Below are 20,206 nucleotides of genomic sequence, written 5' to 3' on the forward strand. Positions count from 1 at the left end.
CATGCATAAATGATAAAAACGATAATTGAGAACAACTTGGCAGCCGAGTGGTGACGCTGAGTCCTGGCTTCGGCATGGCCATGAAAAAGCCCCCGAGGGCCGCGAGGCGTCGGGGGCTGGGCGTGGGGCCGGGGCTGCGTTACAGGCCGGGTGCCTTGCGCAGGGCTGCCGCCTTGTCGGTGCGCTCCCACGTGAACTCGGGCTCTTCGCGGCCGAAGTGGCCGTAGGCGGCGGTCTTGGAGTAGATCGGGCGCAGCAGGTCGAGCATCTGGATGATGCCCTTGGGGCGCAGGTCGAAGTGCTCGTTCACCAGCTTGGCGATCTGATCGTCGGGGATGACGCCGGTGCCTTCGGTGTAGACGGTCACGTTCATCGGCTTGGCCACGCCGATGGCGTAGGCCACCTGCACCTGGCACTGGCGCGCCAGGCCTGCAGCCACCACGTTCTTGGCCACATAACGGGCCGCGTAGGCGGCGCTGCGGTCGACCTTGGACGGGTCCTTGCCGCTGAAGGCGCCACCGCCGTGCGGGCAGGCGCCGCCGTAGGTGTCGACGATGATCTTGCGGCCGGTCAGGCCGCAGTCACCCTGCGGGCCGCCGATGACGAAGCGGCCGGTCGGGTTGATCAGGTACTTGGTGTCGGCCGTCAGCCATTCCTTGGGCAGCACCGGCTTGATGATTTCCTCGCGCACCGCCTCGTAGAAGGCATCGGTCATGCGGTTGCCGAGCGAATACTCCGGCGCGTGCTGGGTGGAGAGCACGATGGTGTCGATGCTGTGCGGCTTGCCATCCACGTAGCGCATCGTGACCTGGCTCTTGGCGTCGGGGCGCAGGAAGGGCAGGCGGCCATCCTTGCGCAGCTGGGCCTGGCGCTCGACCAGCCGGTGCGCGTAGTAGATGGGCGCGGGCATCAGCTCGGGCGTCTCGTCGCAGGCGTAGCCGAACATCAGGCCCTGGTCGCCGGCACCGGTGTTGAGGTGGTCGTCGGAGGCGTGGTCGACGCCCTGGGCGATGTCGTTGCTCTGCTTGTCGTAGGCCACCAGCACCGCGCAGCCCTTGTAGTCGATGCCGTACTCGGTGTTGTCGTAGCCGATGCGCTTGATGGTGTCGCGCGCGACCTGGATGTAGTCGACGTGGGCGTTGGTGGTGATCTCGCCGGCCAGCACCACGAGGCCCGTGTTGCACAGGGTCTCGGCGGCCACGCGGGAGCGCGGGTCCTGCTCGAAGATCGCGTCCAGGATGGCGTCGGAAATCTGGTCGGCCACCTTGTCGGGGTGTCCTTCCGAGACGGATTCAGACGTGAAGAGGAAATCGTTCGCCACTTTTAAACTCCGGTTGATGTGTTGGACGGCGTCGCCGTGGCTCCAGGAGGTGCGGCGAACGCTTTAGCGGGATTTGTGAATCGCCCCGCAAGTAGTTCAGTAACTCGGCGATTCGCGCAGTATAAGAAACATGACCCAGCTCTTTCGCTTGTTTTCACGGCTGCCGCTGGCGCTTTTGCACGCATTGGGCGCCGTTCTGGGCTGGGTGGTGTATGCGGCCTCGCCAACCTACCGACGGCGCTTTCAGGCCAACGTGGCGCAGGCCAGCATTCCCTGGCACGAGGCCCGGCCCGCGATCGCCGCGGCGGGTCGCATGACGGCGGAGCTGCCGTGGCTGTGGGTCGGGCAGCGCGGCAAGCCGCTGGGCCCGGCCTTGCAGTGGGATGGCGGCGAGCTCATCGAGCAGGCCCTGGCCCACAAGCGCGGGCTGGTGCTGCTCACGCCGCATCTGGGTTGCTTCGAAATCTGTGCCCAGGCCATCGCCGAGCGATTCACCACGCCTGAAGCGCCCATCACGGTGCTCTACCGGCCCGCGCGCCAGGCCGCGCTGCGGGAGGTGATGGCCGGCTCGCGCGAGCGCCCCGGCCTGGCCACGGCGCCCGCCTCGCTGGCTGGCGTGCGGCAGATGATCCGCGCCCTGCGCCGCGGCGAGGTGATCGGCCTGCTGCCGGATCAGGTCCCGCCTGACGGCCTGGGCGTGTGGGCCCCGTTCTTCGGTCGACCGGCCTACACCATGACCCTGGCGGCGCGCCTGGTGCAGCAGACGGGCGCGGCGCTGCTGCTGATCTGGGGTGAGCGCCGGCCCGGTGGCGAGGGTTTCATCGTGCATGTGCTGCCAGCGCCGGATATCCCGGCCGATGCGCCCGCCGAGGCGGCCGCCACCGCGGTCAATGCCGCCATGGAAAGCCTGATTCGCCGCGCACCCGGGCAATATCTCTGGGGTTATCACCGCTACAAGCAACCGCGCGGGCTCGACATCGGTGCGGCGCCCGATAATCCCGCATGATGAACATGCCCCCACGCTCCATGCGCTCGATGCCCCCCGAGAGCGCGCGTCAGTTCGTTCGGACAGCCGGGCAAGACTGACGATGAAACTGCGCTTCACCAAGATGCACGGCGCCGGCAACGATTTCGTTGTCATCGACGCCACGCGCGAGCCGTTTGCGCTGACGCCAGCCCAGATGCGCCTGCTGGGTGACCGCCGCTTCGGCGTGGGCTGCGACCAGATCCTGGTGATCGAGCCCGGCACCGATGCCGGCGCCGACTTCCGCTACCGGATCTTCAACAACACGGGCGACGAGGTGGAGCACTGCGGCAATGGCGCGCGCTGCTTCGTGCGCTACGTGGCCGACGCCGGCCTGTCCGACAAGCGCGAGATCCAGGTCGACACCATGAACCGCCGCCTGCTGCTGAAGCTGCAGGACGACGGGCGAGTGACGGTCAACATGGGCGCCCCGGTGTTTGACCACGCCGCCTTGCCCTTTGATGCCGGCCAACTGCAGCCGCGACACCTGAACGGCTTCGAGCTGTGGCCGGTGGAAGGCGTGGAGCTGGCCGTGCTGTCGATGGGCAACCCGCATGCGGTGCAGCGCGTGGACGATGTCGAGACTGCACCGGTGCTCACGCTCGGCCCGCGCATTGAGCAGCACGCGCGCTTCCCGCGGCGGGTCAATGCCGGCTTCATGCAGATCCTGGCGCGCGACCGTATCGCCTTGCGCGTGTACGAGCGTGATGCCGGCGAGACGCTGGCCTGCGGCACCGGTGCCTGTGCGGCCGTGGTGGCAGGCATCCGCCTCGGCTGGCTGGATGCGGCCGTGGAGGTGCAGACCCGTGGCGGCCTGTTGCGCATCGAATGGGCGGGTGGCGAGAACCCGGTGCTGATGACCGGCCCCGCAGTGAAAGTTTTTGACGGAGAGATCGAGCTGTGAGTTCCAACCCGGCCGCGGATGCGGTGCAAGGCATCACCGAAACCGACATCGCCAACTACCTGGCGGCCACGCCCGGTTTCTTCGAGCGCCACGCCGCGCTGCTGGCGACCGTGCAATTGCAGCATCCGCATGGCGCCCGCGCCGTGTCGCTGCAGGAGCGCCAGGCGGAAATGTTGCGCGACAAGATCAAGGGCCTGGAGCTGCGCATCATCGACATGATCCGCAACGGCCAGGACAACGTCGCCATCGCCGACCGCCTGCACCGCTGGACCCTGGCCGTCATGCGCGCTGCGGGCGCGCCGGCTGAACTGCCGGAGGTGCTGCTGCGCGAGTTGCGCCATCAATTCATGATCCCGCAGGCCAGCCTGCGGCTGTGGGGCGTGGCGGCGGCTTTCGAAAAGGCCGAATACGCCGCCGCCGTGAGTGCGGATGTGAAGAGCTTCGCCTCCAGCCTCAGCCAGCCGTACTGCGGCGTCAATTCGGGCTTCGAGGCGGCACGCTGGCTGGGCTTGAGCGAAAGCGGTGGCACGGCCACGTCGCTGGCCCTCATCCCGCTGCACCAGCCCGGCGTGCTGGACGACAAGCCCTTTGGTCTGCTGGTGCTCGGCTCGCCCGACCCCACCCGCTACACGGCCGAAATGGGCACCGACTTCCTCACCCGCGTCGGCGAGATCGCCAGCGCGGGCCTCGCTGGCCTGCTGGCCACGGCATGACCGAGCTGGCGCCGGACTTCCAGGATTACCTGCAGCACGCCCGCGTGCAGCAACGCCTGAGTCCGCGCACGCTGCGTCTCTACACCGACGGCCTGCTGCGCCTGCAGGCCATGTTGGCCGAGGCGGCCCTGCCGGCGCGCAGTCTCACGCTGGCCCAGGCCCGGCGGCTGGCGGCGCTGCTGCACCGCGAGGGCCTGGCGCCCAAGTCCATCGCGCTGTTGCTGTCGGTCTGGCGCAGTGCGTACCGCTGGCTGGGCCTGCAGGGTCGCGTGGCGCTGAACCCCTTCGATGGCCTGCGCGCCCCCAAGGCGCCCAAGCCTCTGCCCAAGGCCTTGGGTGTGGACGACGCCGTGCAACTGGCCGCCTTCACGCCGGATGACGTGCCCGACTCGCGACTCGAAGCCCGTGACCGTGCGCTGGTGGAGCTGCTTTATGGCTGCGGCCTGCGCGCGGCTGAGCTGACAAGCCTGGACGCTCAGGCCAGTGCCCAGGCGGCCGGCTGGGTCGACCTGCAGGCCGGCGAGGTGCATGTGCTGGGCAAGGGCGGCAAGCGCCGCAGCACGCCGCTGGGTCGTGCGGCGGCCGACGCGCTGCGCGACTGGTTGACCGTGCGCCCGCAGCTGGCGGCGGCGGGCGAGCCGGCGCTCTTCGTGGGCGCGCGCGGGCACCGCATCGCAGGCTCCACGCTGCGCGCGATGCTGGGCGCCCGTGCGGTGGCGGCCGGGAGCCCGGCCCATGTGCACCCTCACATGCTGCGCCACAGTTTCGCCTCGCACTTGCTGCAGTCCAGCGGCGACCTGCGCGCCGTGCAGGAACTGCTCGGCCACGCCCACATCACGACGACCCAGGTCTATACCCAGCTGGACCACCAGCACCTCGCCCGCATCTACGACGCGGCTCATCCGCGCGCAAAAAAATGACCCACCCCGTACCGGCTTCGCCGGCCCCCTCAAAGGGGCGACACCGTCAGCCCGGCAAAGCCGGCTCTGCGGTGTCGGCTCGATCGGGCGCAGCGCTGATCGCGCTCGCGCCGTTGTTCGCGCATGCCGCCCCTGACGATGCACCGTTTGCGCGTGTGCAGACCGTGCGCCCCGCGGCGGTCGAGGGCAACTGGACGACGATGCGCATGCCCGACGGCGGACGCACCGCCTTTGCGTCCATCAACTACCTGATGGCGCTGGACGACGACTGGGGCTTCGGGCCCGGTGTGTATGGCGCGGCCAAGGGCAACTACGGCGGCATCTTCACCGTGGGCTTTACCGGCCAGCGGCGCTGGCGGCTCACCTCGAACACGCATGTGTCGGCCAGCCTCTACGTGGGTGCGGGGGGCGGTTTGTCGACGCAGCAACTGCGCTTCGGCGGCGGCCTCATGCTGCGCCCGGAGCTGTCGCTGCGCACCGAAGTGGGCGCCTGGTACACCGGCGTGGGCCTGTCGCAGATCCGCTTCCCGGGCGGCAACGTGCGCAGCGGCACGGGCCTGAGTTTCACGCTCGGCCGCGCGATGGGCTTTCCGAGCTTCTCGCCCGAGGACGCCGGCCGCTTTGGCCGCGCGACCGATCGCACCGGGCTGGGCTTTGACGAGATCACGCTGACCGCTGGCTTCGACAAGCCCACCAGCGCCAGCCGCGACCGCAACGGCAAGCCCCTGACGCGGCGCATCGGCAAGGCCGGTGCCGAGCTGCGCCAGTACATCGCCGACGGCAGCTGGTGGGGCGTGGAGGCAGCAGGCGCGGCCAAGGGCGGCGCAGACGGCTACATGGAAGTGCTGGGCCAGATCGGCCAGGACTGGGCGGTCTTCGGCACGCCGCGCCTGCGCGTCGGCGGCCAGCTCGGTGTGGGCCTGGGCGGCGGCGGCAACCTGGATACCGGCAGCGGATTGCTGCTGCGGGCGGGTCCCACCGTGCGCTGGATCACACCCTGGGGGCCGAGCGTCCGCCTGGATGCTGGCTACACGCATTCGTACAGCGGAGCCTACCGTGCGCCTTATGTGCGCGCCGTGCTGGCGATGCCGCTGGATCAGACGCCGGTGCCGCTGGGCGAAGAGCAGGGCGGGACGGTCCGCGTGCAGCAGCTGGGCGCCAGCGCGATGTACTTGCCGCGCATGCGTTTCAAGGACGGCCGTGTCGAGGCTGTCACGCATCTGGCGGTCAGCATGTCGCGCGAGTTTTCGCCGCGTTGGTATGGCGCGGCCCAGGCGGGCAGTGCAGCGGCCGGCAGTGCGGGCGCCTATTCCTTCGGCCTGTTCGGCCTGGGCGTGCAGAGCGACCCCCTGTGGGGCGGCCTGCGCGTGGGCGGTGAATGGCTGGTGGGCGCTGCCGGGGGTGGTGGCGTGAGGGTGGGCGGCGGGGCCGTCACGCAGGCCGAGCTGTGGGCCCAGTGGCCGGTGAGTGAGCGACTGCGCCTGCGTGGTGGCCTGGGGGGCTTTCACACGCTGCGCGGCAGCAGCCAGTCGACGCCGCTGGCGCATCTGTCGCTGAGCTACGCCTACGGGACGCTGCAACGATGAAGACCGTGACCCTGCGCCCCGGCAAGGAGCGCTCCCTCGTCAAGCGCCACCCCTGGGTGTTCGAAAGCTCCATTGCCCGCGGCGGTGGTGATGCGGGCGAGACGGTGCGGGTCGTGTCGGCCGAGGGGCAGTTCCTGGCCTGGGCCGCGTACAGCCCGCAGTCGCAGATCCGCCTGCGGGCCTGGAGCTTCGACGAAGGCGAGCGCATCGACGCCGCGCTGTTCCGCCGCCGCATCGACCAGGCGCTGGCCATGCGTGCGCGGCTGGCGATCGCGTCCGACTCGGTGCGCCTCATCCACGGCGAGGCCGATGGCGTGCCCGGCCTCATCGTCGACCGCTATGGTCAGACGCTGGTGGCGCAGTTCACCAGTGCCGGCGTGGAGCGCTGGAAGGCGGTGATCGCCGATGCGCTGCTGGCCGCCACCGGGCTCACACGGCTGTACGAGCGCTCCGATGCGCAGGCGCGTGAGTGGGAAGGTCTGCCCGTGCAGACCGGCTGGTTGCGCGGCGAGGGCGAGACGGCCCTGACCCTGCGCGAGCACGACTGGCAGCTGACGCTGGACGTGGCCGAAGGCCACAAGACCGGCTACTACCTCGACCAGCGCGACAGCCGCCATCGCTTCGCCCAGGCCGTGCGGCACTACGGCTGCCAGAGCGTGCTGAATTGCTTCAGCTACACCGGGGGCTTCTCGGTGGCGGCGCTGGCCGGCGGTGCGCATGAGGTCATCAGCGTCGACTCCTCCGGCCCGGCGCTCGCCAGGGCCACGGCCCATGTGGCACTCAACGGGTTCGATCCGGCGCGCCACCAGGCCTGGGATGCCGACGTGAACGCCACGCTGCGGCGCTGCCTGGCCGAAGGCCGGCGCTTCGACGCCATCGTGCTGGACCCGCCCAAGTTTGCGCCCACGGCCGCGCACGCCGAACGGGCCGCGCGTGCCTACAAGGACATCAACCGCCTGGCCTTCCTGCTGCTGAACGACGGCGGCCTGCTCTACACCTTCTCGTGTTCAGGTGGCATCTCGCCCGACCTGTTCCACAAGATCGTGGCGGGTGCCGGGCTGGACGCAGGCGTCGATGGCTATATCGTCGAGCGCCTGTCCGCCGCGGCAGACCACCCGCAGACGGTGCGCTTCCCCGAGGGCGACTACCTCAAGGGGCTGGGCATCCTCAAACGCTGAGGGCCGGCGCGTGAGCGGCCCAGGCCGCTCGAACGCTCAGGCCGCCTGGCGACGACGCTTCAGGCCGAGAGCCGCGAGGCCACCCAGCAGCAACGCATAGGAGGCCGGCTCGGGCACGGCGGCGGCCACGTCCCAGCCGATGGCGTCGAACGCCAGCAGGTCGCTCGTGGTGGCGTCGTAGGACTGGCCATCGCCCACGAAGGGGCGCATCAGCGTGATGACGCTGGTGCCGAAGTGGCTGGCCTGCCAGCCATTGCCGTTGTAGGCGCCGGTCGAGAAGGACTCGATGGCGGTGGCGCCGCCGTCGATCGAGAAGTAGCGCGTGCCGCCCACCGTCACGTCGAGCTTGCCGGCGGCCGAGTAGCGGAACAGGTCCAGCGGCGAGTACCAGGCCTGCGTCTCGAAGCTGTTCTTGCAGCTGTTGTTCGCCGCCAGGCATTCGTCGATGCTGTCGACACCCGACACAAAACCCAGCGCGTGGCCGATCTCGTGCTCGGCCACCGTGATGAAGTCCGTCTTGTTGGCGGGCACCTGGCCATTGACGCGGCTGTAGGCGAAGCTGCTGGCAAAGCCCGTGGCGAAGATGATGGTGGCGTCGGGGTTGTTGGCGGTGGTGTTGGTCGTGAGGCCCAGCGCCTTCAGGTTGGCGGTGTTGACCGACAGGAACCGGTTGTTCGCGGTGTTGTCGTTGTCCAGCCGGGTGCTGAGGTCGCCCTGGGTGGCGTAGAAGCTCAGCGAACTGCCCGTTTGCAGGTGGCTCACCGCGGTGGCGTCGGTGGCTGACTTGGCGTCGTTCACGAGGGCGCTGCGCAGGGTGCTGTAGCTGACGGACGACGCCGACGAACTGGCCTGACCAAGGATGTTGGCGCCCAGCGAATTGAAGCCGACGTCGATATAGACCGTCACGTTGTCGGTCAGCTTGCTGGACCAGTAATTGGCCGCCTGCTGGAAGGCGCCGAGCTGCTCGGCCGTCATCGGCGTGCTGCTGATATCGCGCAGCACGATGTTCAGCGCGTGGGCGCTGGGCGCAAGGCCAGCCAGGCCCAGGGAGAGTGCGAGGGCGACCGGGCGCAGCGTGAGGCGGAACGACATGGGGACTCCAGAGGCGGTATTGCGTGGATTGTCCTGGCCGCAGGTACGCCGCTTGCCCCTCGCTCCGGGGACGACTGTCAACCTAGGGAGAGGGTAAACCCACCCTGGTGTCGAACTTGGCCCGCTTCACGCTGAAGAAGGCCTTGATGTTGCGCACGTTGGCGTCCTGGGTCAGCAGGCGCTGCGTGAAGGCGTGGTAGGCCGGCATGTCGGCCACCTGCACCACCAGCACGAAGTCGGGGCCTGGCGACACCCGCCAGCACTGCTGCACCGCCGCCTCTTGCACGGCGCGGGCCTCGAAGGCGTCCAGGTGCTCGGCGCCCTGGCGGTCGAGCGTGATCTCCAGCAGGGCCTGCAGTCCGGCACCGAGCTTGTCCGGCGACAGCAGGGCCACGCGCCGCTCGATGACGCCCGCGTCCACCAGCCGCTTGACCCGGCGCAGGCAGGTGGCCGGCGACACGGCCACGCGGGCGGCCAGGTCCTGGTTGCTCAAGGCAGCGTCGTTCTGCAACACCTCAAGCAGGCGGAGATCGATGGCATCAAGCGCGTCATCCATGGCGACATTATGAAAGGAAATTTCATCTCAGCATAGGCGTGAAATTTCATTTCTTCTGTGCGATCAATTTGCACGCATCCTTCACTGCGCCTTGCCTACGATGCCGCCACTTCTCAACGGAGATCCATCCATGTGCGGCATCGTCGGCGCGGTCAGTCAGCGCAATATCGTCCCCATCCTTGTCGAAGGCCTGAAGCGGCTGGAGTACCGGGGCTATGACTCCTGCGGCGTGGCCGTGCACCAGGACGGCGGCCTCAAGCGCGCCCGCAGCACCTCGCGCGTGGCCGAGCTGCAAGCCCAGGCGGAGCAGGACGGCATCAGCGCCGGCACCGGCATCGCCCACACGCGCTGGGCCACCCACGGCGCGCCGGCGGTGCACAACGCCCACCCGCACTTCTCGGCCGGCCCGAATGCCAACGAGGCCAGCGTCGGCCGCATCGCCCTGGTGCACAACGGCATCATCGAAAACCACGACGAACTGCGCGCCGAGCTCAAGGCCCGCGGCTATGCCTTCGCCAGCCAGACCGACACCGAGGTCATCGCCCACCTGATCGACCACCTCTACAGCGGCGACCTGCTGGAGGCCGTGCAGGCCGCCCTGCCGCGCCTGAAGGGCGCCTATGCCGTGGCCGTGTTCTGCCGCGACGAGCCGCATCGCGTGGTGGCCGCGCGCGAGGGCTCGCCGCTGGTGCTGGGCGTGGGCCAGGGCGAGAACTTCGTCGCCTCCGACGCCATGGCCCTGGCCGGCGTCACCGACCAGATCGTCTACCTCGAAGAGGGCGATGTGGTGGACCTGCAGCTCGGCCGCTACTGGCTCAGCCGGCTGGACGCCGCCACCGGCCGCTTCACGGCCGTGCAGCGCGAGGTCAAGACTGTGCACGCCCACAGCGGCGCGGCCGAGCTGGGCCCCTACCGCCACTACATGCAGAAGGAAATCTTCGAGCAGCCCGTGGCCATCGCCAACACGCTGGACGCGGTGACCGGCATCAGCCCCGAGCTCTTCGGCGACGGCGCCTACCGTGTCTTCAAGGACATCGACAAGGTCCTGATCCTGGCCTGCGGTACCAGCTACTACTCGGGCTCGACCGCCAAGTACTGGCTGGAGAGCATCGCCAAGATCCCCACCAGCGTGGAGATCGCCAGCGAGTACCGCTACCGCGACAGCGTGCCCGACCCCAAGACCCTGGTCGTCACCATCAGCCAGAGCGGCGAGACGGCCGACACCATCGCGGCACTCAAGCACGCCCGCAGCCTGGGCATGACCCACACGCTGACCATCTGCAACGTGGCCACCAGCGCCATGGTGCGCGAATGCGAGCTGGCCTACATCACCCGCGCCGGTGCCGAGATCGGCGTGGCCTCCACCAAGGCCTTCACGACCCAGCTGGTGGGCCTCTTCCTGCTGACGCTGGCGCTGGCCCAGACCCGCGGCCACCTCAGCGACGAGGTCGAGGCCCAGCACCTGAAAGACCTGCGCCACCTGCCCGTGGCCGTGCAGGCCGTGCTGGCCCTGGAGCCCCAGGTCATCGCCTGGAGCGAGGAGTTCGCCCGCAAGGAAAACGCCCTGTTCCTCGGCCGTGGCCTGCACTACCCGATCGCCTTGGAAGGGGCGCTCAAGCTCAAGGAAATCAGCTACATCCACGCCGAGGCCTACCCGGCCGGCGAGCTCAAGCACGGCCCGCTGGCGCTGGTGACCGCCGAGATGCCCGTGGTGACCGTGGCCCCCAACGACGCACTGCTCGAAAAGCTCAAGAGCAACATGCAGGAAGTCCGCGCCCGCGGCGGCCAGCTCTATGTGTTTGCTGACGGTGACACCGCCATCGAAAGCGAAGCCGGCCTGCACGTCATCCGCATGCCCGAGCACTACGGCGCGCTGTCACCCATCCTGCACGTGGTGCCGTTGCAATTGCTGGCCTATCACACCGCCTGCGCGCGGGGCACGGACGTGGACAAGCCGCGGAACCTTGCGAAGAGCGTGACGGTGGAGTGAGCGTGCGGGTTCACGGCACGATTGCCGTGAACAGATACACCGCAAAGATCACCAGATGCACCGTCCCCTGCATCACCGTCGTGCGCCCGGTACCCAGCGACAGGGCGGCGACGGTAAGGGACAGCAGCAGCAGCACGGTGGATTTGGCGTCGATGCCCAGCGACAGGGTCCAGCCGGTGGCGAGTGACACCAGGGCCACGGCCGGGATGGTCAGGCCGATGCTGGCCAGGGCCGAGCCCAGCGCCAGGTTGAGGCTGGTCTGCAGACGGTTGGCGCGCGCGGCCTGGTAGGCGGCAATGCTCTCGGGCAGCAGCACGATGCCCGCGATGATGATGCCGACCAGGGCCTTGGGCGCCCCCAGCGCGGCGACGGCGGCTTCCAGCCGGGGCGAGAGCATCTTGGCCAGCAGCACCACCGTGGTCAGGCACACGAGCAGCAGCAGCAGGCTGAGCACCGCCATGCGCGTGGGCGGGGGGGCGGCATGCACGTCTTCATCCGCGGCCTCGACCGCGGGCAGGAAGTAGTCGCGGTGCCGCACGGTCTGCACGAGCACGAAGGTGCCGTAGAGCACCAGCGACACCACCGCGATGAACATCAGCTGGCTGCTGCTGTAGGTGGGCCCCGGTGTGGTGGTGGTGTAGTTGGGCAGCACCAGGGTCAGGACCGAGATGGCCGCGAGCGTGGCCAGGGCGGCCGACACGCCATGCAGGCCGAAGGACTGCTCCCGGTGGCGGCCCGCGCCGGCGAGCAGGCACAGGCCCACCATGCCGTTGAGGATGATCATCACGGCGGCGAACACGGTGTCTCGCGCCAGGCCCGTGGCGCTGCCGCCTGCGGCCATCGTGAGTGACACGATCAGCGCCACCTCGATGGCCGTCACCGCAATGGCCAGCACCAGCGTGCCGTAGGGCTCGCCCACCTTGTGCGCCACCACCTCCGCGTGGAAAACCGCGGCCAGGATGCCGGCCGCCAACCCGGCCGCGAGCATGGCATCCCAGCCCAGTCCTAGCGAGGACCGGATGTCGGTGAACGACAGACCGAGCAGCACGCAGGCGGCCAGCGGCGCGAGGATGGACCATCGGGGGAGTTGGGGCGTCAGTCTCAATGCGTTCTTCCTGTCGTGGTCAATGCGGCGGCGGGGCAGCGTGCCGGGGAGACTAACAGGCAGGACCGCGCGGCCAGGGCCGCGCCCGGTCAGCCTTGGCCAGAGGCGACGCCAGCGATCACGCCGATCACCACCGCCACGAGGAAGAAGGCCACCCAGGCCAGCAGCGCGAGGCCCAAGGGCTTGAGCCATCCCTTGCGGGGGTAGTCTTTGCCATAGCGGGCCAGGACGAAGGCGTTCTGTGACTTGCCGATCTGGTAGTACCACGCGATGAGCAGGCCGAAGCCGCCGAATCGGGCGAGCGCATCCACGCCCTTGCTCTCGGGCAAGGCGACGGAGATCAGCACCAGCAAGATCAGGAAGACAGTGACCGTCACCAGCCAGGTCTTGGAAGTCGCGGCCTTTTCCGTTTCGCCCATGGCTTGCCAGTTCTTCATGTGCAGCCAGGCGCCGAAGATGGGGCTGAAGAGCAGGCTCCAGCTGGCCGCGGCGTTGGGATTCCACAGCGGCGGCGCCGCCTCGTGCTGCGGCAGGTCAAGCACATCGGCCTTGGGCGGGGCGTAGGGATTCGGGGTGGACATCAGACTCTCCGTTCAGGGTTCAAAGCAGCCCCGCCCGCTTCACCTGGTGATAGCGGTTCACCAGCGAGGCGGCCAGGGCCTGGGGTTCGACGTCGACGGACAGCTTGTCGTGGTCGACGACGCGGGCGAAAGCGTCCTGGCGCGCCTGGGACAGCAGATGGGCGCTGGCCACGGTGGCTGCGGCCTCGGGGCGGTCCAGGGGCCCGGCGGCCAGGCGCGACAGCGCGGTCTCGCGCAGGCTGGCCAGCAGCACCAGGTGCCGCTGGCGCAGCAGGCGCAGCGCGGGCTGCAGTTCGGGTGCATCCTCGTCACGGAAGTTGGTGAGGATGATGACCAGCGAGCGGCGGCGCAGCCGGCGCATCAGGCCTTCGGCGGCAGCGAGGTAGTCGGAATGGTGGGCGCCGGGCTGCACGTCGTGCATGCGGTTCATCAGTGCATGCAGCGTGCCCAGGCCCTTGCGGGGCGCGAAGTCGCGGCTCTCGCCCGGCGCGCTGCCGAAGGTCATCGCCCCCACTTCGTCGCCTTCGGACAGGGCCACGTAGGCCAGCAGCATCAGGGCGTCGAGGGCGTCGTCGAAGTGGCTGTTCTCGCCGGCACCGGCTGATTGCTCATCGGCCCGCATGCGGCGCCCGCAATCGAGCAGGAACATGACGCTCTGGTCGCGCTCGTCCTGGTACTCGCGCACCACCGGCTTGCGCTGGCGCAGCGAGGCCTTGGCGTCGAGGTGGCGCAGGGGATCGCCGCGGCGGTACTCGGCGAGCTGCCGGAAGTCCGTGCCCTGGCCGCGCTGCACGAAGCTTTTGATGCCGATCTGCGCCAGGCGCCGGTCGCCGCTGAGCCAGGCATAACGCGCCAGCGCAGCGAAGTTGGGGTAGACGCGCATCGACTGCGCCTCGCCCACCGACTCGCGCACTTCAAACACCCCGGCACGGGTGCGCCACAGCAGCTGCGTGCGGCCCAGGCGCACCACGCCGCGCTGCCGGGCCGTGACCTGGAAGCTCAACGGCTGGCTTGTCTGCGCAGCGCACGTCAGCGCGCGCGGCAGGCCGGTGAAGTCGAACACGGGGTCCAGGTCATCGAAGACCTGCAGCTGCCAGGCATGGCGGCCGGGGTTGACCACGGCTAGCGTCAGCTCGGTGGGCACGCCGATGGCGAAAGCCGCCGGCAGCCGGCGCTCCACGCGCAGCCCGTCGGCACGCCACAGCACCAGGCTGCGCCACAGGTCCACGCCCGCCAGCACCAGCAGGGCGGCCAGCACCGCGCCGGCAGCCACCGCGGTGGTGCCGAGCGGCAGCCCCAGCAGGCGCGCGAGCAGGGCCGCGCCCGCCAGCAGGGCCAGGGCGGCGATGCTGGCCCGGCTGGGCAGCACGAGGCGGCGCATGGGCTTCAAAGCCGCGGCGCCTCCACGCTTTCGAGGGCGGCTTGGAGCAGGTCGTCGATGTCACGGCCCTCAATCTGCGCGTCGGGCGACATGGTCACGCGGTGGCGCAGCACGGCGCGGGCCTGGGCGGCCACGTCGTCGGGGGTGATGAAGTCACGGCCGTTGATGAGGGCCATGGCACGCGCAGCGCGCACCAGCGCCAGGCTGCCCCGTGGGCCGGCGCCCACCTCGATGCCCGGCCATTGCCGCGTGGTCCGCACGACGCGCACCGCGTAGTCAATGACGCGGTCGTCGGCCTTCACGAGGCCCGACAGGCGCTGCAGCGCCATCACGTGCACGTCGTCGAGCACCGGCTGCAGCGCGTCCAGCGGCAGCTCATGGCCCGCGCGCTCGGTGGTGACGAGCCGCACCACGGCGGCCTCTTCGTCATGCGTCGGGTAGCCGATGCGGATCTTGAGCAGGAAGCGGTCGAGCTGGGCCTCGGGCAACGGGTAGGTGCCTTCGGTATCGGCCGGGTTCTGGGTGGCCATCACGATGAAGGGGCGGGGCAGCGGGAGCGTCTCGCCCTCGAGCGTGGCCTGGTATTCCTGCATGGCTTCGAGCAGGGCGCTTTGCGTCTTGGCCGGCGCGCGGTTGATTTCGTCGGCCAGCAGCAGGTTCGTGAACACCGGGCCCTGGCGCACACGCAGCCGGCCCAGGCCGGTGCCGGTGTCGTCGAGCACGCTGTGGCCGATGACGTCGGCCGGCATCAGGTCGGGCGTGAACTGCACGCGGGCATAGCGCAGCTTCAGCGTCTGGGCCAGCGCTCGGGCCAGCAGCGTCTTGCCCAGGCCCGGCACGCCTTCGACCAGCACATGGCCCGAGGCCACCACGGCCACCAGCATCTGCTCAATGGCTTCGGCCTGGCCCACCACGGCCTTGCCCAGCTCGGTGCGCAGGGCATGCAGCCATTGCCGGGCCAGCTGGAGTTCCTCGGGTTTGATCATGTCGGGGCCTTTCGTCGGGAGTCAGGAGAGACGGCGCCGGGCCGTCTCGAGCAGTTGCAGTCGGTGGGCCAGTTCGGCGCGGGTGCTGTAGCGGGCGGTCATGGCCGCGGCCAGGTCGTGCACCGGCAGGCCTGTGGCGTCGGCGATCAGCCGGGCTCGCTCGGGCACCGGCTGGCCGCGGTAGCGCGGCAGGTGGCGGGCGGCGGTTTCGTCCAGGGCGCGCTGCTGGGCCGCGAGCAGGGCTTCGGTGCCCCCCCGCTGCAGCCAGGCACCCAGGCCGGTGACCTGCTCGGCCACCGAGCGCCGCAGCCGCGGCGGCGTTGCCTGCAGCGGGCCGAAGCGCACCGCGGCACGCCAGAGGCTGAGGGCCAGGGTCAGCAGGCCGAGCACGATGACCACCCAGGCCTGCTGCCACAGCCAGGGCATCAGCGCCTCGCGCTTTTCCTGCAGGTAGACCCAGGCGGTGGCGCCGGGTTCGGCCTGCACCGCCGCGGCCAGCAACAGCGGGGTGTCGCAGCGCAGCGCGGGTGTGTTGAAGAAGATGCTGGGCAGGTGGCTCAGGCGCGTCACGCTGCCTTGGCCGACTGCCACACGCATCGCGCGCACGTCCTGGCCGCGAGCGGCCGTCCAACGGGCCGTCTCGCCCTGACGCAGGTGCAGCGCGCGCGCCATCTGCGCGTTGTCGCAGGTGATCAGGCGCTGGGTACTGCCCCACAGCGGCGGTGTGGAGATGAGCTCGGTGTGGGCGTGCGATTGCGGCGTGGGGGCGGAGGCGGCCATGCCGGGCAGCACAGGCGCCTCCTTGGGCATGGGCTTGCCGCTGGGCAGGTCGATGATGGGCAGCCAGTCGGCGAGCGCGTCATCATCGTCATCTTCCACGCCGTGCGGCAGCACGAGGTGCCCGCCCTGCTCGACCCAGCGCTTGAGGCTGTCCAGCCGCCCGGGCACCAGCTGCCAGTCGGCCGACAGCAGCACGAGCCGAGCCCCGGGCGGGGGCAGGCTGTCCAGCGATTCGCGGTGCTCGACCTGCATGCCGAGCTGGCGCAGCAACTGCTCGGCGGCGTAGACCGGGTTGGTCAGCGCCTCACCCCGGGCGCCTCGGGGCGTGCGGTCTTCCACCCATTCGGTGTTCTCCGCCAGCCACCAGCCGCTCACCCCGAGCAGCAGCACGGCCACCACCCAGGCCAGGGCTTGGCGGCTCATGCGCGAGCTCCGGCCGGCGCCGCCATGGCGGCCTCGAAGCGCAGGCACAGCTGCGTGGCATCGTCGCGCGGCAGTTCGCGGTGCGCATAGGCGACCGCCTGCCAGGCGCTCACCAGCTCGGCGAGGAAGGCGTGTTGCGCCGGGGGCAGGTGCGCGGCGGCGAGCTTCAGGCAGTCGCGCTCGGTGCTGGCGGCGCGGATGGGCACGCCATGCGCATGCACCAGCCGAGACAGCGCGCCGCGGTAGAGCAGCGACAGCGCCGCCCGCAGCGCGCCTTGCTCCAGCAGGTGGCGCGCAGCCAGCCCGATGTCGTCAGGCAGGCTCTCGGGCCGGATGTCGAGGCTGCCGATATGGGTGGGGGCATCGGGCGCCTGCAAGGTGGCGGGGCCGCTGCGCTTGAGCCAGTCGCGCAGGCGCAGCAGCGCCAGGATGAACAGCCCTGCCACCACCAGCCACACCACCAGGCGCAGGCCGAACGACAGGTTCTTGAACAGGGCGAGCCACCAGTTGACGTCGTCTTCGTTCGGCTTGCTGTCCTTGGTCTTGAACTTCAGCGTGCGGCCTTTCTCGAAGCCGCCCAGCAGCGGGTCGGCCTCCACCGCGCTGGCGGCCTGCATGACCGCACTGGCGCTCAGGGCCGGCGGCTCGGGCGCCTCGGCGGCCACGGCGGGCCCGGCCAGCAGCGCGGTGGCCAGCAGGGCGGCGCGCAGGTGAGCCTCAGGCAAACGCACCGCGGAACTCCTGTTCGATGTCCCAGGCTTCCAGCGCCACGCGACGGTTCAGGTACATCGCAAACCCGGCGGCCACGTAGAAGGGTTCCAGGAACAGCACCACGGCGGTGTAGGCCGCGGTCATGGCGAGGTTCATGCCCAGCTCGCCTGTCGCGTGGGCCGACGGATGGAAGAACCAGTCCCACACCGAGCTGCGTTGGCCCTCCGGCGCGAACCACCACACCAGCGCCACCAGCCCGTAGGTGATCGCGGCCTCGGCGTGGGTGAAGGCCGTCTGCAGTCCGGCGGCTGCACCGCGGTGGTCGTTCATCAGCAGCCGCACCCGTTTGCGCCGCGCGCTGCCGCGCTGGGCCTCGAGCTGCTCCACCGGTTGCGTGAACGCCCGCCAGGGCGAGAAACGCCGCCACAGCAGCGTGCGCAGCCACTGGCCACCCAGCACCAGGCGGCGCGCCTGCCACAGGTCGCGCCAGTGTGTGGCCTCGCCGAACACCGCGCGCGACAGCACGAACAGCAGGCTGCGGTCCAGCCAGGGCTTGAGCCAGAAGATGATGAGCGCGGGCAGCCAGCCGTAGGTCTCGATCGTGCACAGCGCCAGCACCGTCACAGCGACCAGCAGCGGCGCATAGCAGCGCCAGATGGAGGCAGCGTGGGCGCGCACCAGGGCGGCGCCGAGGTCGCAGGCCTCGGACGGGCTGCGTGGCCGCAGCGCCAGGGCCAGGCCTTCAACGCGCACGAGCGCCTCCGCGACCCATGAGCAGCAGCCACAGCAGCACCAACGTCCAGCACACCGCGGCCACGCTGTACTTGACCCAGGGCGCCACCCAAGCGGCCGGTGACCAGAACGCCTCGAAGGCTGCCGCCACCACCAGCAGGAAGAAGGCGGCATACACCAGCGGCACCGCGGCCCGCGCCGAGGCGCGCAGCGCGTCCAGCCGCCGCAGCCGGCCCGGCGCCAGCCAGCCCAGGCCCAGGCGCAGGCCCGCGGCACCCGACAGCACGATGCCGGTCAGTTCGAAGGAGGAATGCGTGGCGATGAAGGGCCAGAGGTTGTGACCCAGGTCCACCCGGGTCAGGTGGCCGGTGATGACACCCATGAAGAGCCCGTTGAACACCAGCACGAAGGCACTGCCGATGCCGGCGAGGATGCCCGCGCCGAAGGTGCGAAAGCCGATGCCGATGTTGTTGAAGATGTAGTAGCCGAACATCTGCCAGTCGGTGGCAGCCTCGCGCAGGCGGCCTACGTGGGCCTTGCCGTCGCCGTACATGGTTTCGAACTCGCGCAGCTGCCGTGCATCGAGCACACGCAGCGGGAAGTCCGGCCCGGCCAGCGACAGCCCGAAGGCCAGGGCCAGCGGCAGCACGAACAAGGCCAGTGCGACCAGCACCAGCCGCCATTCGGCCCGCACGGCACGCGGCAGGTCGACGCGCAGCAGTTGGCCGAGCGCCCGCAGGCCGTAGTCCTGCCGGCGGTAGATGAGCTGGTGGGCGTCCTGCGCCAGGCTCTCCAGCCGCGAGATGAGGTGCACCGGATACGCGCGCGACTGCGCCAGTGCCAGGTTCTCGCAGACGCGCCGGTAGCGCGCCGCCAGCAACGCGGCGTCGACCGCCTTGCCTTGCTGCGCCTCGGCCACCTGCTCGGCGAGTGCCGTCCACAGGCTGCCGTACTGGGCTTCGAAACGCATGGGCGTCATGCGCGCTTCCCCATCAGCCACTGGGCGACGCCCAGCAGGCGGGTGGCCGCGGCAGCCTTGGGCGTCTCGGCGGTGGTGGGCAGCAGGGGGCTGGCGAGCTGCGCGAGTTCCTCCACGCGGGCCGGCGTGAGCCGGCGGGTGCGGCCCGCCCAGGAGAGGATGGCCGCCTGCTCCGCCGGGCCCAGGGCTCGCGAGGGCGCCACCGGGTCGGCAGCGGGCGGGGCGTCATGCAGCACGACGGGCTCGGCGTGCACGACCAGGGTGCCCGCGGCGAGGTCGCCCAGGCGCTTGCTCTCACCGTTGAGCAGCATCGTCACGAGGCCGATGCCGTAGGCCAGGGGCAGGAAGTCAGCGACGCGCACGAGGTTGCGGGTGAACGAGGCCGCCGGCGTGATCGGCAGGCCGGTGTCCATGACGACACGCAGCCCATAGGTGCGCTTGCCCGGCGTCGCGCCCCAGCGGCTGAGCTCGAAGACGATGGGGTAGAGCCATTCGATGCAGAACATCGAGATCAGCAGGATGCTCAGGCCGAAGCCGCCCATCGCGCCGAAGGCGATGGCCATGCCGACGTACAGGGACAGCCGGATCAGCAGGTCGATCAGGAAGGCCATGGACCGCGCCACCAGGCCGGCCGGCCGCAGGGCCAGCACGATGCCCTCCGGCGTCTCGACCTGGGCCAGCGTGTCGATGCGCGAGGCAGGGGCGGGCGGGCTCAGAGCTGGATCACCTTGGTGTCAGCGATGGTGTCGTGCAGACACTGGCGCGAGCCGCGGAAGATGAGCAGCGAATCGATCAGGCCGTAGATCATGGCGAAGCCGGACACCACGCCGGTCAGCGAGCCGATGCCGTAGCGCAGGCCGAGCAGGCGAAAGGCGTCGACCTTGCTGCCATCGGTGCGCACGATGCGCAGCTTGCACAGCATCTTGCCGATGGTTTGGCCGCGGGTGACGAGGGGCCAGCCCTGGATGAGCAGGAAGATGGGAATGCCGATCAGCAGACCCATCGGATTCCAGGTCCACATGCCCTGTTCCGCAGCCTTGAGATGGGCCTGCGAGATGCTCGCGAACCACGGGATCATCGCAAACGCCCAGCCGGCAGCGCCGGCAATCACCGCATCGATGATGGCGGCCCCGAGCCGGATGCCGCGACCTGCCAGCGCAGGCTCGGCCGGCGCGACATCCTCCACATGCGCCAGCGGTGGCGCGAAGCGTTGGTCTTCGGTGGTCGTCATTGGCATTCCCTCC

The 20,206-nt window shown here is 69.9% G+C and carries 20 protein-coding genes; 7 read left to right on the forward strand and 13 right to left on the reverse strand.

Translation table 11 applies throughout. The features are described 5' to 3' along the window. Positions 1-139: 139 nt before the first annotated feature. Positions 140-1,321, reverse strand: coding sequence for a methionine adenosyltransferase (gene metK / locus CDO81_RS25400; RefSeq protein ID WP_088486060.1), 1,182 nt, complete (start codon positions 1,319-1,321; stop codon positions 140-142). 130 nt (positions 1,322-1,451) lie between these two features. Between metK and CDO81_RS25405 the strand changes: the two genes are divergently transcribed. The 6 genes from CDO81_RS25405 (at position 1,452) to CDO81_RS25430 (ending at position 7,646) form a co-directional block, all read left to right on the forward strand. Next, a complete protein-coding gene (locus tag CDO81_RS25405; RefSeq protein ID WP_088486061.1) occupies positions 1,452-2,327 on the forward strand; it encodes a lysophospholipid acyltransferase family protein in 876 nt (291 codons plus the stop codon). A gap of 82 nt (positions 2,328-2,409) precedes the next feature. Further along, positions 2,410-3,249, forward strand: a complete 840-nt coding sequence (dapF, locus tag CDO81_RS25410; protein ID WP_088486062.1) for a diaminopimelate epimerase — start codon at positions 2,410-2,412, stop codon at positions 3,247-3,249. After that, the gene (locus CDO81_RS25415) at positions 3,246-3,962 is read left to right on the forward strand and encodes a DUF484 family protein (protein WP_088486063.1); all 717 of its coding nucleotides are present in this window, start codon (positions 3,246-3,248) and stop codon (positions 3,960-3,962) included. The genes dapF and CDO81_RS25415 overlap by 4 nt, the downstream gene beginning before the upstream one ends. Continuing rightward, positions 3,959-4,882 carry a tyrosine recombinase XerC gene (locus CDO81_RS25420; RefSeq protein WP_088486064.1) on the forward strand — a complete coding sequence of 308 codons (924 nt, stop codon included), beginning with the start codon at positions 3,959-3,961 and terminating at the stop codon, positions 4,880-4,882. Before CDO81_RS25415 ends, CDO81_RS25420 begins: the two co-directional genes overlap by 4 nt. Positions 4,883-4,953: 71 nt before the next feature. Beyond that, a complete protein-coding gene (locus tag CDO81_RS25425; RefSeq protein ID WP_144397407.1) occupies positions 4,954-6,468 on the forward strand; it encodes a hypothetical protein in 1,515 nt (504 codons plus the stop codon). Continuing rightward, positions 6,465-7,646, forward strand: a complete 1,182-nt coding sequence (locus tag CDO81_RS25430; protein WP_088486066.1) for a class I SAM-dependent rRNA methyltransferase — start codon at positions 6,465-6,467, stop codon at positions 7,644-7,646. The genes CDO81_RS25425 and CDO81_RS25430 overlap by 4 nt, the downstream gene beginning before the upstream one ends. A gap of 36 nt (positions 7,647-7,682) precedes the next feature. Here CDO81_RS25430 and CDO81_RS25435 read toward each other — a convergent pair whose 3' ends face one another. Beyond that, a complete protein-coding gene (locus CDO81_RS25435; RefSeq protein ID WP_088486067.1) occupies positions 7,683-8,738 on the reverse strand; it encodes an NF038122 family metalloprotease in 1,056 nt (351 codons plus the stop codon). Between the two features lie 82 nt (positions 8,739-8,820). After that, complete coding sequence (locus CDO81_RS25440) at positions 8,821-9,294, reverse strand: Lrp/AsnC family transcriptional regulator (protein ID WP_088486068.1); 474 nt, start codon at positions 9,292-9,294, stop codon at positions 8,821-8,823. Between the two features lie 130 nt (positions 9,295-9,424). Between CDO81_RS25440 and glmS the strand changes: the two genes are divergently transcribed. Next, a complete protein-coding gene (gene glmS, locus CDO81_RS25445) occupies positions 9,425-11,284 on the forward strand; it encodes a glutamine--fructose-6-phosphate transaminase (isomerizing) (protein ID WP_088486069.1) in 1,860 nt (619 codons plus the stop codon). A 10-nt stretch (positions 11,285-11,294) separates the two neighbouring features. On the opposite strand, the gene CDO81_RS25450 is transcribed toward glmS, so the two are convergent. The 10 genes from CDO81_RS25450 to CDO81_RS25495 form a co-directional block, all read right to left on the reverse strand. Further along, positions 11,295-12,389, reverse strand: coding sequence for a calcium:cation antiporter (locus CDO81_RS25450; RefSeq protein ID WP_241517155.1), 1,095 nt, complete (start codon positions 12,387-12,389; stop codon positions 11,295-11,297). Between the two features lie 89 nt (positions 12,390-12,478). Beyond that, positions 12,479-12,970, reverse strand: coding sequence for a hypothetical protein (locus CDO81_RS25455; RefSeq protein WP_088486071.1), 492 nt, complete (start codon positions 12,968-12,970; stop codon positions 12,479-12,481). Between the two features lie 19 nt (positions 12,971-12,989). Then, positions 12,990-14,351, reverse strand: coding sequence for a DUF58 domain-containing protein (locus CDO81_RS25460; RefSeq protein WP_088486072.1), 1,362 nt, complete (start codon positions 14,349-14,351; stop codon positions 12,990-12,992). A 5-nt stretch (positions 14,352-14,356) separates the two neighbouring features. Continuing rightward, complete coding sequence (locus CDO81_RS25465) at positions 14,357-15,337, reverse strand: AAA family ATPase (protein WP_088486073.1); 981 nt, start codon at positions 15,335-15,337, stop codon at positions 14,357-14,359. Positions 15,338-15,358: 21 nt separating this feature from the next. After that, the gene (locus CDO81_RS25470) at positions 15,359-16,540 is read right to left on the reverse strand and encodes a DUF4350 domain-containing protein (RefSeq protein ID WP_088486074.1); all 1,182 of its coding nucleotides are present in this window, start codon (positions 16,538-16,540) and stop codon (positions 15,359-15,361) included. Continuing rightward, positions 16,537-17,271: a DUF4129 domain-containing protein gene (locus CDO81_RS25475; RefSeq protein WP_241517156.1), complete on the reverse strand. Its 735-nt coding sequence runs from the start codon at positions 17,269-17,271 to the stop codon at positions 16,537-16,539. Before CDO81_RS25475 ends, CDO81_RS25470 begins: the two co-directional genes overlap by 4 nt. Then, entirely contained in the window at positions 17,258-18,004 is a 747-nt protein-coding gene (locus CDO81_RS25480; protein WP_088486075.1) for a hypothetical protein, read from the reverse strand. The genes CDO81_RS25475 and CDO81_RS25480 overlap by 14 nt, the downstream gene beginning before the upstream one ends. Further along, a complete protein-coding gene (locus CDO81_RS25485) occupies positions 17,994-18,962 on the reverse strand; it encodes a stage II sporulation protein M (RefSeq protein WP_088486076.1) in 969 nt (322 codons plus the stop codon). The genes CDO81_RS25480 and CDO81_RS25485 overlap by 11 nt, the downstream gene beginning before the upstream one ends. Next, entirely contained in the window at positions 18,959-19,612 is a 654-nt protein-coding gene (locus CDO81_RS25490) for an RDD family protein (protein ID WP_241517157.1), read from the reverse strand. The genes CDO81_RS25485 and CDO81_RS25490 overlap by 4 nt, the downstream gene beginning before the upstream one ends. Before the next feature lie 62 nt (positions 19,613-19,674). Further along, positions 19,675-20,193 carry an RDD family protein gene (locus tag CDO81_RS25495; protein ID WP_158218429.1) on the reverse strand — a complete coding sequence of 173 codons (519 nt, stop codon included), beginning with the start codon at positions 20,191-20,193 and terminating at the stop codon, positions 19,675-19,677. Positions 20,194-20,206 lie beyond the last annotated feature (13 nt).

The sequence above is a fragment of the Roseateles puraquae genome, assembly GCF_002205845.1.
GTDB lineage: Bacteria > Pseudomonadota > Gammaproteobacteria > Burkholderiales > Burkholderiaceae_C > Pelomonas > Pelomonas puraquae.

Excerpts from the sequence above, each read along its gene's own strand:
- CDO81_RS25405 (WP_088486061.1), top strand. The coding sequence starts at position 1,452 with ATGACCCAGCTCTTTCGCTTGTTTTCACGGCTGCCGCTGGCGCTTTTG.
- dapF (WP_088486062.1), top strand. The coding sequence starts at position 2,410 with ATGAAACTGCGCTTCACCAAGATGCACGGCGCCGGCAACGATTTCGTT.
- CDO81_RS25420 (WP_088486064.1), top strand. The coding sequence starts at position 3,959 with ATGACCGAGCTGGCGCCGGACTTCCAGGATTACCTGCAGCACGCCCGC.
- CDO81_RS25430 (WP_088486066.1), top strand. The coding sequence starts at position 6,465 with ATGAAGACCGTGACCCTGCGCCCCGGCAAGGAGCGCTCCCTCGTCAAG.
- CDO81_RS25435 (WP_088486067.1), bottom strand. The coding sequence starts at position 8,738 with ATGTCGTTCCGCCTCACGCTGCGCCCGGTCGCCCTCGCACTCTCCCTG.
- CDO81_RS25440 (WP_088486068.1), bottom strand. The coding sequence starts at position 9,294 with ATGGATGACGCGCTTGATGCCATCGATCTCCGCCTGCTTGAGGTGTTG.
- glmS (WP_088486069.1), top strand. The coding sequence starts at position 9,425 with ATGTGCGGCATCGTCGGCGCGGTCAGTCAGCGCAATATCGTCCCCATC.
- CDO81_RS25455 (WP_088486071.1), bottom strand. The coding sequence starts at position 12,970 with ATGTCCACCCCGAATCCCTACGCCCCGCCCAAGGCCGATGTGCTTGAC.
- CDO81_RS25460 (WP_088486072.1), bottom strand. The coding sequence starts at position 14,351 with ATGCGCCGCCTCGTGCTGCCCAGCCGGGCCAGCATCGCCGCCCTGGCC.
- CDO81_RS25465 (WP_088486073.1), bottom strand. The coding sequence starts at position 15,337 with ATGATCAAACCCGAGGAACTCCAGCTGGCCCGGCAATGGCTGCATGCC.
- CDO81_RS25470 (WP_088486074.1), bottom strand. The coding sequence starts at position 16,540 with ATGAGCCGCCAAGCCCTGGCCTGGGTGGTGGCCGTGCTGCTGCTCGGG.
- CDO81_RS25485 (WP_088486076.1), bottom strand. The coding sequence starts at position 18,962 with ATGACGCCCATGCGTTTCGAAGCCCAGTACGGCAGCCTGTGGACGGCA.
- CDO81_RS25495 (WP_158218429.1), bottom strand. The coding sequence starts at position 20,193 with ATGACGACCACCGAAGACCAACGCTTCGCGCCACCGCTGGCGCATGTG.